The organism is Rhizobium sp. 05L429 (genome assembly GCF_056397645.1).
Genome location: NZ_JBFTNV010000008.1, coordinates 213,959 through 229,524, shown reverse-complemented (window position 1 = coordinate 229,524; position 15,566 = coordinate 213,959). Strand labels below are relative to the sequence as shown.

The following is a 15,566-nucleotide window of genomic DNA, read 5'->3' as shown; positions in this document are numbered from 1 at the left end:
TCATCCCGATCAGTATGAATCAGAAGCCGAAGGCCTCTGCAGATTGTTGAGGCGAGCGTAAAGTCCGTCACTGACCTTCGCAAGCGTCTCGTGATTGCCTTCTTCGACGACGCGGCCCTGCTGCATCACGATGATCTTGTCGGCGCGCACCACGGTCGAGAGACGGTGGGCGATGACGACGACCGTGCGGCCGGTCATGGCCTCGTCGAGCGCCTTCTGCACGGCGGCTTCCGATTCCGTATCGAGCGCCGAGGTCGCCTCGTCGAGAAGCAGGATCGGTGCGTTGCGCACCAGAGCGCGGGCGATCGACAGGCGCTGGCGCTGGCCGCCGGAAAGGGTTACGCCGTTTTCGCCGACCGGCGTATCATAGCCCTGCGGCTGCGCGACGATGAAGTCATGCGCATAGGCAAGCCGCGCTGCCTTCTCGATATCCTCGTCACTCGCTTCCGGACGGCCGTAACGGATATTGTCGCGGATCGTGCCTTCGAAGAGGTATGGCTGCTGCGAGACATAGGCGAGCTGCCGGCGCAGCGATTGTTTGGTGATATGGGCGATATCCTGTCCGTCGATCAGGATCTCGCCTTCCTTCGGATCATAAAAGCGTGGAATGAGGCTGATGACGGTCGATTTACCGGCGCCCGAAGGACCGACGAGCGCCGTCGTCTTGCCACCCTCGGCCGTCAGCGTCACGCCGTCAAGCACGCGTTCATTGCCATAGGCGAAGGAAACGTTGCGGAATTCGATCTTCGCTTCGGTGACAACAAGCGGCTTGGCATCCGGCAGGTCGCGCTGGCGCGGTTCCATGTCGAGCAGCTCGTAGATCATCCGGGCGTTGACGATGGCGCGTTCCATCTGCACCTGCAGGCGGGCGAGGCGCCGGGCCGGATCGTAAGCGAGCAGCAGCGCCGTGACGAACGAGAAAAAGGCGCCCGGCGGCACACCCTGGTAGATCGAGCGGTAGGCGGCGTAGGCAAGCACGCTCGCAACCGCAAAGCCGGCAAAGCTTTCGGTCAGCGGCGAGGTGCGCTCGGAAAGCCGCGCGATACGGTTTGCCCGGCCTTCGGCAGCGCCGATCAGCTTGTTGACCTTTTTTTCCAGTGCCTCTTCCATCGTGAAGGCCTTGACGATGGAAATGCCCTGGATCGTCTCCTGCATGGCGCCGAGAACGTGGCTGTTGAGATCGACCGCCTCGCGGGTGGCCGAGCGCAGCCGCTTGGAAACGTAACGCAGCGCATAGAGCAGCGGCGGCGCCAGAATGAAGACGGCAAGGCTCAGCAGCGGATCCTGAACGACCATGACGCCGATCAGCGAGACGAAGGTCAGGAGGTCGCGCACGGTCGACGTGATGGTGAGGTTCAATACGTCGCGGATACCGGTAACGTTCTGGCTCACCTGAGCGGCGATATGGGCGGAGCGAGACTCGTTGAAATAGCCGACCGAGAGCGTCATCAGATGCGAATAGATACGTCGCTGATAGCGCGCGACGATATCGTTGCCGATCCTTGAAAGGGCAACGCCCTGCCCGTAGCTCGCAAAACCGCGCAGCACGAAGGCGATGAAGATCGAAAGACAGATGATCCAGACGACGTCGGCGCGGCGGTTGGCGAAGGCCTCGTCAATGATCGCCCGCATGATCCAGGCCGTGAACGCCGTCGAAAGCGCTATGACGACAAGGCAGGAGATTGCGAAGACATAGCCCCAGAGATGGTCCCGGCCGTTTTCCGCAATGATGCGTTTCAGGATGCCCGTCACGGTATCGCTGTTGACGTGTGGCTTTCTGCTGTCGGCGGCTTCCAAAAATAGGCTTCCTGTCTCAGGGCTGCATGCCGCAGGCGCGGCGCGCATATGCGCGGGCTCTATAAAGAGTTGAGGGGGCTTTGGCTAGAGCGCCGTGCGTCCCATCGGGGCGCACAAAGGACGCTCTAACGCCTTGAAACTATGCTTGAGGCTCAAGCCCGCCAGCGCCGGCCATCCGTCGAAACACCGAAATTTGCGGGCATGCGCGCATAGGAGGAAAGCCCCGATAGTGCTGCGAGCGGATGCGTCACGACATAGGTCGGGATGGTGCGCAGCAGGGCCGAATGCGGCGCCTTGTCTTCGAAGGCGGCCCGGAATTCCGGCTTTTTCAGTGCCGGCAGGATCTTCTGCGAGATGCCGCCCGACAGATAGACGCCGCCGCGGGCCATGAACACCAGCGCCATGTCGCCTGCCACGCGGCCGAGATAGGTGGCAAACAACGAGACGGTTTCGACCGCGACCTTGTCGCTGCCGGCGAGTGCGTGCGATGTGATATCCGCCGGATCGTTCATTGTCGGCTCGACGCCATCGGCTGCACAGATGGCGCGGTAGAGGTTGACGATGCCGCGGCCGCAGAGGATCTGCTCGGCTGCAACGCGACCCTCGATGGTCTCGACATGCGGGAAGATTTCATAGTCGCGCTTGCTGCGCGGCCCGAGGTCGACATGGCCGCCTTCGCCGGGAACCGGAATCCAGGTCGACTGGGTGTGAACCAGGCCGCCGACGCCAAGGCCCGTGCCGGGTCCGAGCACGACGCGGGACGCCACCATGTCGCCGGATGCATTGCCGATGCGCTCGCGGTTCTCATCCGAAAGGGCCGCGACCGCCAGCGCCTGCGCTTCAAAATCATTGACGACGAGCACGTCGACAAGGCCGAGCCCCTCGATCATCCTCTTCGGCCGCACCACCCAGGGGCAATTGGTCAGCGGGATTTCATCCGCCTTGATCGGCCCGGCGACAGCCAGGATCGCGGCGCGCGGCTGCACGGAGGTCTTGTCGAGCACACCCTTCTGGATCGCCTCGTCAATCGTCTCATAGTCGGCCGTGCGTACATTGGGAAACTGCTTCGGCTCCGCATAGGCATCCGTCAGGATGGAGAAGCGGGCATTCGTGCCACCGATGTCGCCGATCAGGATCGGAAAGGGCAAGGGAGTTGAGTGTGCAGTCATGGCCGGTTCCGTGCTGTAGGCCCGAGAGATCAGGCGTTAAGGGTAGGGAGGAGCTTTTCAGCCGTCGATTCGTTCAGCGCCATCGGTATGTCGTAGACGATCGCAAGCCGCATCAGCGCCTTGACATCGACATCATGCGGCATCGGCGTCAGCGGGTCCACGAAGAAGATCAGGGCGCTGACTTCGCCGGTGGAAATCAGTGCGCCGATCTGCTGGTCGCCGCCGAGGGGGCCGCTTTTGAGCCGCGTCACGTGAAGGTCGGGAACGGCGTCGAGCACGCGTCCGCCGGTGGTGCCGGTGGCGACGATTTTCCATTGGGCGAGGAGATCCCTGTTGCGGCGGGCAAACTCCGCCATCTCGTCCTTCCTCTGGTCATGCGCAATCAATGCTAGGCACTTGCCGCCGGCCATGAACGGAACCTCCACGCGTAATTCAATCGATTTGACGGCTTTACACCAAGCGTTTGTGATTTGAAAGACAGCCGCACCACAGCCTATTGCACGGAAGGCTTGTCGTTCGGAACCGGGCCGACGGACGGCAGCGCGCTGCCGGTGTCGACCGCCGGAGCAGCGGTCGGCGCCGCCGTCAGCGCACTTGCTGCGGAAGGACCGTCATAGGTCGCAGCCTCGGAGGAGGCGACGGACGGTGCGTCTACAACGGCAGAGCAGGCTTTCGGCAGGTCCGAGACCATGACTTCACGCGGCGGCTTCGGCGGCTTTGCACCGGGCTTCGGCGGTTTCGGCGCCGCCCACGGCTCCTTGGTGAACCACCAGGCAAGCGACTTGTCGCAGCCGTCGCCGGCGGCGACAGGCGCCTGCGACGTGCAGCCCTTGGCACCCGGCGGGCAGTTGAGGCGGATATGGAAATGCGAGTCATGCCCGTATTCAGGCCGCAGCTTGCCGAGATTGGTGCGATCGCCGGTCCAGGTGTCGCACATCTTCTTCTTGATTGCCGGGTTGACGAAGATGCGCTGGACTTGCGGATAGCTTGCCGCCAGCATCAAAAGCTCCGCCCGCTGTTTGCTCCACACTTTCGGATCGACGGTCAGGAACTTATCTTTCTGCAGCATGGTGATGAAGGGCAGGTCCTCCCGCTCTTCGTAGCTCAAACGCTGTGAGGGCATGGGTGTCAGCCAGACATCGGCATCGAGGCCGATCTGGTGCGAGGCATGACCGTTGAACATCGGCCCGCCGCGCGGCTGGGCAATATCGCCGACGAGGATACCGGGCCAGCCGATCCTGGCACGCGCATCCTGCGAGAATTTTTCCAGAAGGGAGATCATCGCGGGATTGCCCCAGCGGCGATTGCGCGAAAGGCGCATCGCCTGCCAGGTCGGCCCGTCAGCCGGCAGCGCCTCGGCACCGGTCATGCAGCCCTTGGCGTAGAAACCGATCGGTTGCGCCGGCCCCTGCGTCGGCAATTTCACGGCGCCGAAAATCGCCTTGGCGCTGCCCGGGCTCGTCCTTTGTGCGTCCGAATGGACGCACGGCGCTCCAAGGTGATTTGCGATCGAATCTATCGTGAAAAGCAATTTTGGTGAATCGATGTTTTGGCAGGCGGTGCGGGACGCCGCAGTATCATGTATTGGCTAGAACCTCGGCTGTTTTGCGCATGCGCGACAGGCGCGGCAGGATGCGCTCGCAGGCAAGCGAATGCATTTCGGCGGAGAAGGTGCTCATTGCGTCCTCGACGGCGATGACTGCGTAATTATGGGCAAATGCATCGCGGATCGTCGCCTCGACGCCGAAATTCGTGGCGATGCCGGTCAGGATCACGGTCCTGATGCCGCGGCGGCGAAGCTGGAGATCCATCGCCGTGCCGTAGAAGGCACTCCACTGATGCTTGACGATATGGACGTCGACCGCGAGCGCGGCGATTTCCGCGGGTGCCGCAAGTGCGGCGGCCGGAAGGCCACCTTCGGGGAAAACCGCTGGCTCGTCCACCGGCTGGTTGACAGCATCGGCATAGTCCGGGGAGAATCCGACGGTAACGAGGATCACTGTCCCGCCTTCGGATTTCAGTTTGTCGGCGATTGCGGCGGTATTCTCGATCACCTGCTGGGCGGAGTGGGGCGCAAGCTGCCGGCCGACGATAAAGCCCTGCAGGTCGATGGAAATAAGTGCGGTGGTGTTKGGATCATAAAGGGACATGGGAAATCTCCGGAGGAAGGAAATATGAGGGTATCCTCACAATGACAAATACGAGGATAGCCTCGCAAAAATCAAGCCCCGAACCGCAGACCCGTGTGCCGAAGCGCCAGCGCGGCCATGAGCGCGTCGCCATTCTCCTCGAAGCGGCAGCCAGGGTCTTTCTCGAAAAAGGCTATGATGCCGCAACCATGACGGAGATTGCCGCGGCGGCGAATTCCTCGATCGGCTCGCTCTATCAGTTCTTCCCGACCAAGCCTCTCCTTGCCGAGGCGCTGCACATAGACCGCCTGCAGCATCTGAACAGCGGGCTTGCCGAACTCGCGCAGAAGACACGGGGCAAGAGCGCTGCCGAAATCGGCGATGCGATCTTCACGCGGCTCGGTCGCTTCATCGAGGACCATCCGGAATTTCCGGTTCTCGCTGCGCGGCGCGATGTGCCCAAGGAGCGCAAKGCGAAATCGCGTGCGGAGCTTCGCGCCAGTATCACCGCACTTCTGAAGAATGCCGAACCGTCGGTGGAGCGCGATGTCGATCTCCTGGGCGCCCTCGTCCTGGAGCTGCTGCGCATCGTCGTCGCGGCCGCCAATGACCCCGATGGCTCGGGCGATCCGCGCCTCGTCGGGGAGCTGCGTCGCATGCTCCGCAAGCGTCTCGAGGAAGTGACGCCCTGAACCGGAATGATCAGGTCAAAATTTCGCGAGGGGCATAAAAACGGAACTCTTTTCTGTTTTTTGCCAGCATTTCCCGTATTCTCGACGAAGCTAAAAAGAACAAGGGGTTTGGTGAATGGCATCTTGGACGCTGAAATTTCTTCTGTCCGCGGCAGCGTCTCTGTCTCTCGCAATCGGGGCTTTTGCACAGGATGCGGATGGATGGCGGATCGGGACTTCGACGGTCGGCGATCTCAAGCATCCCCAGGGTTTTGACCATTTCGACTATGTCAATCCGCAGGCGCCGAAGGGCGGCACGCTGCGTCTTTCGGACGAAGGCAACTTCGATACGCTGAACCCATTGCTTGCGCGCGGAGAGGTGGGCGCCGGTCTGGGCACGGTGTTCGATACGCTGCTGACCCCGGCCCTCGACGAGCTTTCGTCGTCCTACGGCCTGTTGGCCGAGAGCCTGAAATATCCCGATGACCTGACCTCGGCGACCTTCCGCCTGCGCGCCGAGGCCAAATGGGCCGACGGCCAGCCTGTGACGCCAGACGATGTCGTTTTCAGCTTCGAGCAGGCGAAAAAGAACGATCCGCAGATGGAGTTCTATTATCGCCACGTGAAGTCGGCAGAAAAAACGGGCGATCGTGAGGTAACCTTCAGTTTCGACGAACCCAACAACCGCGAACTGCCGCAGACCGTCGGGCAGTTGGTGATCGTACCCAAGCACTGGTGGCAGGCGAACGGCGCAGATGGGAAACCACGCGACATTTCACGCACCTCGCTGGAAATGCCCATGGGCTCCGGCCCCTACAAGATGGTCTCCGTCACTCCGGGATCGAAGATCCGCTACGAGCTGCGCGACGACTATTGGGGCAAGAACCTCAACGTGAATGTCGGCCAGAACAATTTCGGCGCGATCGAATACACTTATTATGCCGATCGCGACGTCATGTTCGAAGCTTTCAGGTCGAACAATACCGACTATTGGTGGGAAAATGCCGCCAAGCGCTGGGCCACCGCCTATGATTTCCCGGCCGTCAAGGACGGGCGCATCAAGCGTGAGGAAGTTGAAAACGAGATGCGCAAGGTCGGCGTCATGGTCGGCTTCATCTTCAACCTGCGCCGTGACAAGTTCGCCGACGAGAAGGTGCGCGAGGCGCTGAACTATGCTTTCGATTTCGAGGAGCTGCGCCGCACGATCTTCTACGGCTCCTATGAGCGGATCGACAGTTTCTTCTTCCGAACCGAGCTTGCCTCTTCGGGCTTGCCTGAAGGCCGAGAGCTCGAAATCCTGAATGAAGTCAAGGATCTGGTTCCACCTGATGTTTTCACCAAGCCCTATACCAATCCGGTTGCCGGCGATCCGGCCAAGCTTCGCGACAACCTGCGCACGGCAATCGGCCTGCTGAAGGAGGCGGGCTACGAGCTGAAGGGTAGCCGTATGGTCAACGTGAAGACGGGCCAGCCGCTGTCTTTTGAAATCCTGCTCAACGGACCGACGATCGAGCCGATCGCGCTCGCCTTCTCGCAGAACCTGAAGAAGATCGGCATCGATGCAAGTGTGCGCAGCATCGAGCCGTCGCAGTTTACCAACCGTTGGCGCTCCCGTGACTTCGACGTCATGTACAACGGCTGGGCCGAATCCATCAATCCCGGCAACGAGCAGGCCGAATATTGGGGCTCGGATGCCGCCAAGCGCGTCGGCTCGCAGAATTACAGCGGCATCAGCGATCTCGCCATCGATGCTCTCATTCCCAAGGTGATCTTCGCCAAGGACCGCGACGAGCTGGTGGCGGCGACGAAGGCACTCGACCGCGTGCTGCTTGCCAAGCATATCGTCGTTCCGAGCTATGGCTCACGCACCTCGCGCCTTGCCTACTGGAACAGCATCATGCATCCGGCCGAACTGCCTGAATATGGGCTCGGCATGCCTGGCGTGTGGTGGTCCACCAATGCCGGCAAATAGGCCGGCAACAAGGAAATTCTTGCCATCGAATGCCTGGGGCGTCCAAATTATGTGCGAATCAGGCAATAGCTGCATGGGACGGACGAAAGGAAAGACGGGAATTGGCGAAAACTGAACGTCGCAGCATAGCGGCTGCCTATCGGATCGGCGCACGCTGATGGGGGCATATATTTTTCGCCGCCTGCTTCTGATGATCCCGACGATCATCGGCATCATGGCAATTTCCTTCATCGTCATACAGTTCGCCCCTGGCGGTCCGGTGGAGCAGGTCATTGCCCAGCTGACGGGACAAGCCGACAGCGCCGACCAGCGCCTCGGCGGCGGTGGCGATGCCGGCCAGCAATTCGATGATGCCGGTTCCAAATATCGCGGCGCGCAAGGTCTTGATCCGGAACTGATCGCCAAGCTGGAAAAACAGTTCGGCTTCGACAAACCCCCGCTGACCCGCTTCGGCGAAATGATGTGGAACTACATCCGCTTCGATTTCGGCGAGAGCTTCTTCCGCAATACGACCGTGCTCAATCTGATTATCGAGAAACTTCCGGTCTCGATCTCGCTCGGCATCTGGATCCTGATCTTTTCCTACGCCATCTCCATTCCGCTCGGCATCCGAAAGGCGGTCAAGGACGGCTCTTCCTTCGATGTCTGGACATCAGCCGTCATCATCGTCGGTTATGCCGTGCCGAGCTTCCTGTTCGGCATCCTGCTGATCGTGCTGTTTGCCGGCGGCTCCTTCTATGACTGGTTCCCGCTGCGCGGCCTCGTCTCGGATAATTTCGACCAGCTTTCCTGGTGGCAGAAGCCGCTCGATTATTTCTGGCACCTCGCGCTGCCGCTGATCTCGCTGTCGCTGGCGTCATTTGCCACGACGACGCTGCTGACCAAGAATTCCTTCATCGACGAGATCAAGAAGCAGTATGTCATCACCGCGCGCGCCAAAGGTCTGAACGAGCGGCAGGTGCTTTACGGCCACGTTTTCCGCAATGCCATGCTGATCATCATCGCGAGCTTTCCAGCCGCCTTCATCTCCGCCTTCTTCACCGGTTCGCTCCTGATCGAGAAYATCTTCTCGCTCGACGGCCTTGGCCGCCTCGGCTACCTCTCCGTCGTCAACCGCGACTATCCGATCGTCTTTGCGACGCTCTATATCTTCTCGCTGCTCGGCCTCTTCGTCGGCCTGATCTCGGACCTGATCTACACCTGGATCGATCCGCGCATCGATTTCGAGCGGAGGGACGTCTGATGGATGCCGCCGCAAATCCGACGACATCAGCGCCCGTCCGCCCGCCCCGCAAAGGCCTTCTGTCGCCGACCAACATCCGCCGCTGGCAGAACTTCAAGGCAAACAGGCGCGGCTACTGGTCGCTCTGGCTCTTCCTCGTGCTCTTCGTGCTCAGCCTCATGGCCGAGTTCATCGCCAACGACAGGCCGATCATCGCCTCCTACAAGGGCGAGATCCTTTTCCCTGTCGTCATCGATTATCCCGAGGAKAAGTTCGGCGGCTTCCTCGCCGAGACGGACTACCGTTCCTCGGTCATAGCAGATGAGATCAATGCCAATGGCTGGATGATCTGGCCGCCGATCCGCTATTCCTATCAGTCGGTCAATTCCAACATCCCGCATTCGGCCCCGACCGCTCCGTTCTGGCTGATGTCGTCGCAGGAGCGCTGCTCGGCCTATCCGCAGGGCGTCGATGATCCCGGCTGCAGGCTCGGCAACCTCAACTGGCTCGGCACCGACGACCAGGCGCGCGATGTTTTTGCCCGCGTCATCTATGGCTTCCGCATTTCCGTTCTCTTCGGCCTGGTGCTGACCATCTGCTCGGCGGTCATCGGCGTGACGGCCGGTGCCATCCAGGGCTATTTCGGCGGCTGGACGGACCTGCTTCTCCAGCGTTTCATCGAGATCTGGTCCTCGATGCCGGTGCTTTACATCCTGCTGATCATCGCCGCGATCCTGCCGCCCGGATTCTTCGTTCTGCTCGGCATCATGCTGCTGTTTTCCTGGGTGGGCTTTGTCGGCGTCGTGCGTGCCGAGTTCCTGCGCGCCCGCAATTTCGAATATGTCCGGGCTGCCCGGGCGCTCGGCGTCAACAACCGCACCATCATGTGGCGGCATATGCTGCCGAATGCGATGGTCGCGACCCTGACCTTCCTGCCCTTCATACTCTCGGGCTCGATCACCACGCTGACCTCGCTCGACTTCCTGGGCTTCGGCATGCCGCCGGGCTCTCCCTCGCTCGGTGAACTGATCGCCCAGGGCAAGGCCAATCTCCAGGCGCCATGGCTCGGGCTGACGGCCTTCTTCACCATGTCGATCATGCTGTCGCTGCTGATCTTCGTCGGCGAAGCGGTGCGCGATGCCTTCGATCCGAGAAAGACGTTCCAATGAGTGAACCGCTGCTCTCCGTCCGCGATCTCTCCGTTGCCTTCCATCAGGGCGGCGAAACGTCGCTTGCCGTCGACCGTATCTCCTTCGATATCGAGAAGGGCGAGGTTGTCGCGCTCGTCGGCGAATCCGGTTCCGGCAAGTCGGTGTCGGCAAACTCCATCCTGCGTCTCCTGCCCTATCCCTCGGCAAGCCATCCGGGCGGCGAGATATTCTTCAAGGGCAAGGATCTCTTGAAGGCCTCCGACCGCGAAATGCGCGAAGTTCGCGGCAACGACGTCACCATGATCTTCCAGGAGCCGATGACATCGCTCAATCCGCTCCACACGATCGAAAGGCAGATTGCCGAAATCCTGGACCTGCATCAGGGCATGACCGGGCAGGCGGCGCGCACCCGTGTGCTGGAGCTCTTGAACCAGGTCGGCATCCGCGAGCCGGAAAAGCGCCTGAAAGCCTATCCGCATGAACTTTCGGGCGGTCAGCGCCAGCGTGTGATGATCGCCATGGCGCTCGCCAACCGGCCGGAATTGCTGATTGCCGACGAGCCGACAACCGCGCTCGACGTCACCGTCCAGGCGCAAATCCTCGAACTCCTGCGCAAGCTGAAGGGCGAGCACGGCATGTCCATGCTGTTCATCACCCACGATCTCGGCATCGTGCGCAAATTCGCCGACCGCGTTTGCGTCATGACCAAGGGCAAGATCGTCGAGACCGGACCGGTGGAAGAGGTCTTCACCAATCCGAAGCATGACTACACGCGCCATTTGCTCGCCTCCGAACCGCGCGGCGAACCGCCGGTGACCGACCCCTCCAAGCCTGTCGTCATGCAAGGCAGCGATATCAAGGTCTGGTTCCCGATCAAGGCCGGGCTCATGCGCAAGGTCGTCGATCACGTGAAGGCGGTCGATGGCATCGACCTGACGCTGAGGGCGGGCCAGACGCTTGGTGTCGTCGGCGAATCCGGTTCCGGCAAGACCACGCTCGGGCTCGCGCTCACGCGCCTCATCTCGTCGAAGGGGCGCATTTCCTTCGTCGGAAGAGATATAGCAGGCTATTCATTCACGGAAATGCGGCCCCTGCGCAACCAGCTTCAGGTCGTTTTCCAGGATCCCTATGGCTCGCTCAGCCCGCGCATGTCGGTTGGCGATATCGTTGCCGAGGGCCTGAAAGTGCACGAGCGTTCGCTGTCATCAGAGGAGCGCGACCAGCGCGTCTGCTGGGCGCTTGAGGAAGTCGGCCTCGATCCACTGACCCGCTGGCGTTTCCCGCACGAATTTTCCGGCGGCCAGCGTCAGCGCATCGCGATCGCCCGCGCCATGGTGCTGAAGCCGCGTTTCGTCATGCTCGATGAGCCGACATCGGCGCTCGACATGAGCGTGCAGGCGCAGGTGGTGGACCTGCTGCGCGATCTGCAGAAGAAGCACGATCTCGCCTATCTCTTCATCAGTCACGACCTGAAAGTGGTCAAGGCGCTTGCCAATGACGTCATCGTCATGCGCTTCGGCAAGGTCGTCGAGCAGGGGTCGTCAGCGGAAATCTTCCGTGCACCGAAGGATGACTATACCAAGGCGTTGATGGCCGCCGCCTTCAATATCGAGGCGGTGTCCACGCCTGCGGTTCAGCAGTAAAGAAGATCATGTCAGCAAGACCTCCCATTCTCGTCGATCTCAAGTTCGACCCCGAGACCGTTGCCCGCATCCTGAAGACCGCCTTTGCCGATCGCGGCAGCATCAATTCCGCCGATCCCGCCAGCAAGGCGCTCGACCTGACCAGCATCGATTATGCGCTGCTCTGGAAGCCTGATGCGGATATTTTCCAGCGCGCGCCGAACCTGAAGGTGCTCTTCTCCGGTGGTGCCGGGGTCGATAGCATCCTGTCCATCGCTGATCTGCCCGATCTTCYGATCGTCCGTTTCGTCGATCGCAGCCTGACGACGCGCATGAGTGAATGGGTGGTCATGCAGTGCCTCATGCACCTGCGCCTGCAGCGCGAGCATGACCGGCACCAGCGCGATCGGGTCTGGGGCAAGCTCGTCCCGCCGGAAGCTGCAGACATCACCGTCGGCGTCATGGGCCTCGGCATTCTCGGCCAGGATGCGGTCGCCAAGCTACGCGTCATGGGCTTCAACGTGATCGGATGGTCGCGCTCGAAGAAAGAGGTTGAAGGCATCGAAACCTTCGACGGCCCGCAACTCGATACCTTCCTGTCAAAGACCGATATCGTCGTCGGCCTGCTGCCGCTGACCCCGGAGACGACGGGCCTCTACAACAAGGCCTTCTTCACCAGGCTGCGCCAGGGTGGCGCCCTCGGCAAGCCGGTCTTCATCAATGCCGGCCGCGGCAAGAGCCAGGTGCAGGCCGATATCGTTGCTGCGATTGAGGGCGGCGTGCTCGGCGGCGCCTCGCTCGATGTCTTCGAAGTCGAGCCGCTGCCGGCAGATGATCCGCTCTGGCATCTGGAAAATGTCTTCATCACCCCGCATGACGCTGCGATCTCGGAAGAGAACGCGCTCTTCCGTCATGTCGAGGCCCAGATCGCCCGCTTCGAACGCAGCGAGCCGCTGCAATTCGTCGTCGATCGCAAGGCGGGGTACTAGAGCCTCTCCGGCGAGAACGGCTTCGCCTTCAATGCTCTAGCTTATTGTTTTCTCTGCAATTCCGGACGCAAAACCGGTTMCCACTTTTGCTGGAATTGCCCTAGAGCGCCGTGCGTCCGTTCGGACGCACAAAGGATGCTCTAACTCCTTGATTCACCGCATCAGGCTTCCCGAAAATCGATTCCGATTTTCGGGCCGATGCTGTAGTGCGCGTCGCGCAAAAGCGCGGAACTATTGAGCAAGCACCGCCAATGTCCGTTTCCTGCCCTGAGCGGTCATTCCCGAACCCAACGAGACAGGCCAGGAAACCGCCACCTGCTATTACATATCTGCGTTGCATAATAGGAAGTATGCGTTTGCCTGAGATGAGATCATAAGGCGCGTAGCTGATGCACATGAGAGTCCTTAATATGGATTGGGTCCCTGTAGTCTTCGTTACGTTCAAGGTTTTCGCTTTAGGAGCGGCCATGTTCTTCGCCATCAAGTGGCATTACGATCGAGGAGAGAAGGGAGACAGGCGAGCGGTACTACGCGCGGGCGGCAAGATGGCCGCAGTCTTCGCGCTGGCGGTACTAGGCGTGGGGCTCATCGCCTTCGTCCTTAGCAGTATGCTCGGTCTGGACTTGAGGCTCCCATGATCACGTCATCAATGGACCTGGCCCCGCAGGGGCTCCCGGAGGGCCGACGACACCTTCAAAGCAGACAATAACCGCTGGGCCTCTCGGGCCTGAACGTGCACGACCCTCGCGCTTTCCATTTGCGACATAATTCCGCAAAACTGTGCAGCGGTTTTGCGATAACGACATGCTCTGGAAAGCCCTTCGGAACCATCCGACGCCACTCTTCGTTTCTTCTCGGAAGTTCTGCAGGCATGGCCTGCGGATCAGCGCAAGGAGACGATCATGGCGCAAACGGAAACGCGTTGGGAAAAGTCCGATCAGAAGCTTCATGTCGAAGAAGAAATTTCACCGGTCAAGGCCAAGCAGGGCCGCACAGGCCGTCGCATTCTGGCCGTGCTGATTGCCGCACTGGTGCTGGCTTTCCTCGTCTGGATCCCTGTCGAAATCTGGGGCCAGAAGGAAGCCGATGATGTCGCTCCTCAGCAGCCCGGCCAGCAGATGCAGTCTCAGGTCCCGGCAGCTGCGCCGCAGAGTGGCGCCACCGCCCCGGCCCAGCCTGCCGCCCCGGCACCCGCACCCGCACCCGCACCCGCACAATAATGCGTTGATGTCAGACATTTAAGCAACGTCCCGAAGCCGTTCTTGCTGCGGGACGTTGCCTATTGTTTTTTCTGGACTTTGCAGCTCGATTTTTCGATAAGAAAGCGCACGAGCCGGTTTCGTGCGCTGGCCGTTGCCAGCCCGCACTTGACCGGATTGACGGACAGGCGGGAGTTTCATGGCCAGGACCGATATCGCAAGACGCGTCTACAATCATACCTGGAAACTCGATCCGATCGTCCGTAGTCTGATCGATACGGACTTCTACAAGCTCCTGATGCTGCAGATGATCTGGAAGCTCTATCCTGATGTCAGCGCCTCCTTCACCCTGATCAACCGCACCAAGCGCGTGCGCCTGGCCGAACAGATCGACGAGGGCGAATTGCGCGAGCATCTCGATCACGCGCGCACGCTGCGGCTCGCCAAGAAGGAGATGATCTGGCTCGCCGGTAACAGCTTCTATGGTCGCGCACAGATCTTCGAGCCGGAATTCCTCGCCTGGCTCTCCAATTTCCAGCTGCCGGAATATGAGCTCTCCAAGAAGGACGGGCAGTATGTGCTGGATTTCCATGGGTCGTGGAAGGAAACGACCATGTGGGAAATCCCCGCCCTTGCCATCATAAACGAGCTGCGCTCGCGCGCCGCCATGAAGACGATGGGGCCATTCACGCTCGATGTGCTCTATGCCCGCGCCAAGGCCAAGATGTGGGCCAAGGTGGAAAAGCTGAGTGAACTGCCCGGCCTGCGCATTTCCGATTTCGGCACCCGCCGCCGCCACAGCTTCCTCTGGCAGCGCTGGTGCGTGGAAGCGCTGAAGGAAGGCATCGGTCCTGCCTTCACCGGCACCAGCAATGTATTGCTGGCTATGKATTCCGATCTCGAGGCCGTCGGCACCAATGCGCATGAGCTGCCGATGGTGGCCGCCGCCCTTGCCGAGACGAACGAGCAGCTGAAGAACGCGCCCTACAAGGTGCTGCGCGACTGGAACAAGCTCTATGGCGGCAACCTGCTGATMGTGCTGCCGGACGCTTTCGGCACGGCCGCCTTCCTGCGCGATGCGCCGGAATGGGTGGCGGACTGGACCGGCTTCCGCCCGGATAGCGCTCCGCCGGTCGAAGGCGGCGAGAAGATCATCGACTGGTGGAAGAAGATGGGCCGCGACCCGCGCCAGAAGTTGCTGATCTTCTCCGACGGCCTCGATGTCGATGCGATCATCGATACCTACAAGCATTTCGAAGGCCGTGTCCGCATGAGCTTCGGCTGGGGCACCAACCTGACGAATGACTTCGCCGGCTGTGCGCCGAACGACAGTTCCGATTTCCTGCCGATATCCATCGTCTGCAAGGTGAGCGACGCCAATGGCCGCCCGGCCGTCAAGCTCTCGGACAATCCGCAGAAGGCGACCGGCGAACCGGCGGAAGTCGAACGCTATCTGAAATTCTTCGGCACCGAGGACCGGACCGATCAGGCCGTGCTGGTTTAAAGCAATTGCCAAGCAGGCCGGTTATGGCGTGGGAGAATGTTTTCGTTTTTGGCAAATGGATGCGTTCAGCCATAGGAGATTAATCCTTTTGCTCGTTATCCATTGAGGGCAAAAATCCCCTATGGTATAAAATACGAAGCG

13 protein-coding genes are annotated in these 15,566 nt (G+C 60.7%); 8 read left to right on the top strand and 5 right to left on the bottom strand.

Features of this window, described 5'->3' with window-relative positions; all coding sequences use genetic code 11:
- Window positions 1–9: 9 nt before the first annotated feature.
- From AC1DNW_RS11335 to AC1DNW_RS11315, 5 genes are all read right to left on the bottom strand, one after another.
- Window positions 10–1,797, bottom strand: a complete 1,788-nt coding sequence (locus AC1DNW_RS11335; protein ID WP_113307202.1) for an ABC transporter ATP-binding protein — start codon at window positions 1,795–1,797, stop codon at window positions 10–12.
- A 152-nt stretch (window positions 1,798–1,949) separates the two neighbouring features.
- Entirely contained in the window at window positions 1,950–2,966 is a 1,017-nt protein-coding gene (locus tag AC1DNW_RS11330; protein ID WP_113307203.1) for a glucokinase, read from the bottom strand.
- 29 nt (window positions 2,967–2,995) lie between these two features.
- Window positions 2,996–3,376: a methylglyoxal synthase gene (locus AC1DNW_RS11325; protein WP_113298147.1), complete on the bottom strand. Its 381-nt coding sequence runs from the start codon at window positions 3,374–3,376 to the stop codon at window positions 2,996–2,998.
- A gap of 83 nt (window positions 3,377–3,459) precedes the next feature.
- Window positions 3,460–4,485: a penicillin-insensitive murein endopeptidase gene (gene mepA, locus AC1DNW_RS11320; protein WP_477852723.1), complete on the bottom strand. Its 1,026-nt coding sequence runs from the start codon at window positions 4,483–4,485 to the stop codon at window positions 3,460–3,462.
- A 58-nt stretch (window positions 4,486–4,543) separates the two neighbouring features.
- On the bottom strand, window positions 4,544–5,116 hold the full coding sequence (locus AC1DNW_RS11315; protein ID WP_113307204.1) for a hydrolase: 573 nt from the start codon (window positions 5,114–5,116) through the stop codon (window positions 4,544–4,546).
- A 41-nt stretch (window positions 5,117–5,157) separates the two neighbouring features.
- Between AC1DNW_RS11315 and AC1DNW_RS11310 the strand changes: the two genes are divergently transcribed.
- From AC1DNW_RS11310 to pncB, 8 genes are all read left to right on the top strand, one after another.
- Window positions 5,158–5,787: a TetR/AcrR family transcriptional regulator gene (locus AC1DNW_RS11310; protein ID WP_477852699.1), complete on the top strand. Its 630-nt coding sequence runs from the start codon at window positions 5,158–5,160 to the stop codon at window positions 5,785–5,787.
- Window positions 5,788–5,902: 115 nt separating this feature from the next.
- Entirely contained in the window at window positions 5,903–7,738 is a 1,836-nt protein-coding gene (locus AC1DNW_RS11305; protein WP_113307205.1) for an extracellular solute-binding protein, read from the top strand.
- A 157-nt stretch (window positions 7,739–7,895) separates the two neighbouring features.
- Window positions 7,896–8,981: a microcin C ABC transporter permease YejB gene (locus AC1DNW_RS11300; protein ID WP_113307206.1), complete on the top strand. Its 1,086-nt coding sequence runs from the start codon at window positions 7,896–7,898 to the stop codon at window positions 8,979–8,981.
- The gene (locus AC1DNW_RS11295; RefSeq protein WP_477852697.1) at window positions 8,981–10,129 is read left to right on the top strand and encodes an ABC transporter permease; all 1,149 of its coding nucleotides are present in this window, start codon (window positions 8,981–8,983) and stop codon (window positions 10,127–10,129) included. Before AC1DNW_RS11300 ends, AC1DNW_RS11295 begins: the two co-directional genes overlap by 1 nt.
- Window positions 10,126–11,754, top strand: coding sequence for an ABC transporter ATP-binding protein (locus AC1DNW_RS11290; protein WP_113307208.1), 1,629 nt, complete (start codon window positions 10,126–10,128; stop codon window positions 11,752–11,754). Before AC1DNW_RS11295 ends, AC1DNW_RS11290 begins: the two co-directional genes overlap by 4 nt.
- An 8-nt stretch (window positions 11,755–11,762) precedes the next feature.
- The gene (locus AC1DNW_RS11285; RefSeq protein WP_477852695.1) at window positions 11,763–12,722 is read left to right on the top strand and encodes a 2-hydroxyacid dehydrogenase; all 960 of its coding nucleotides are present in this window, start codon (window positions 11,763–11,765) and stop codon (window positions 12,720–12,722) included.
- A gap of 899 nt (window positions 12,723–13,621) precedes the next feature.
- Window positions 13,622–13,942: a hypothetical protein gene (locus tag AC1DNW_RS11280; protein WP_113307211.1), complete on the top strand. Its 321-nt coding sequence runs from the start codon at window positions 13,622–13,624 to the stop codon at window positions 13,940–13,942.
- Window positions 13,943–14,120: 178 nt separating this feature from the next.
- Window positions 14,121–15,425: a nicotinate phosphoribosyltransferase gene (gene pncB, locus AC1DNW_RS11275; RefSeq protein ID WP_477852693.1), complete on the top strand. Its 1,305-nt coding sequence runs from the start codon at window positions 14,121–14,123 to the stop codon at window positions 15,423–15,425.
- Window positions 15,426–15,566: the final 141 nt, after the last annotated feature.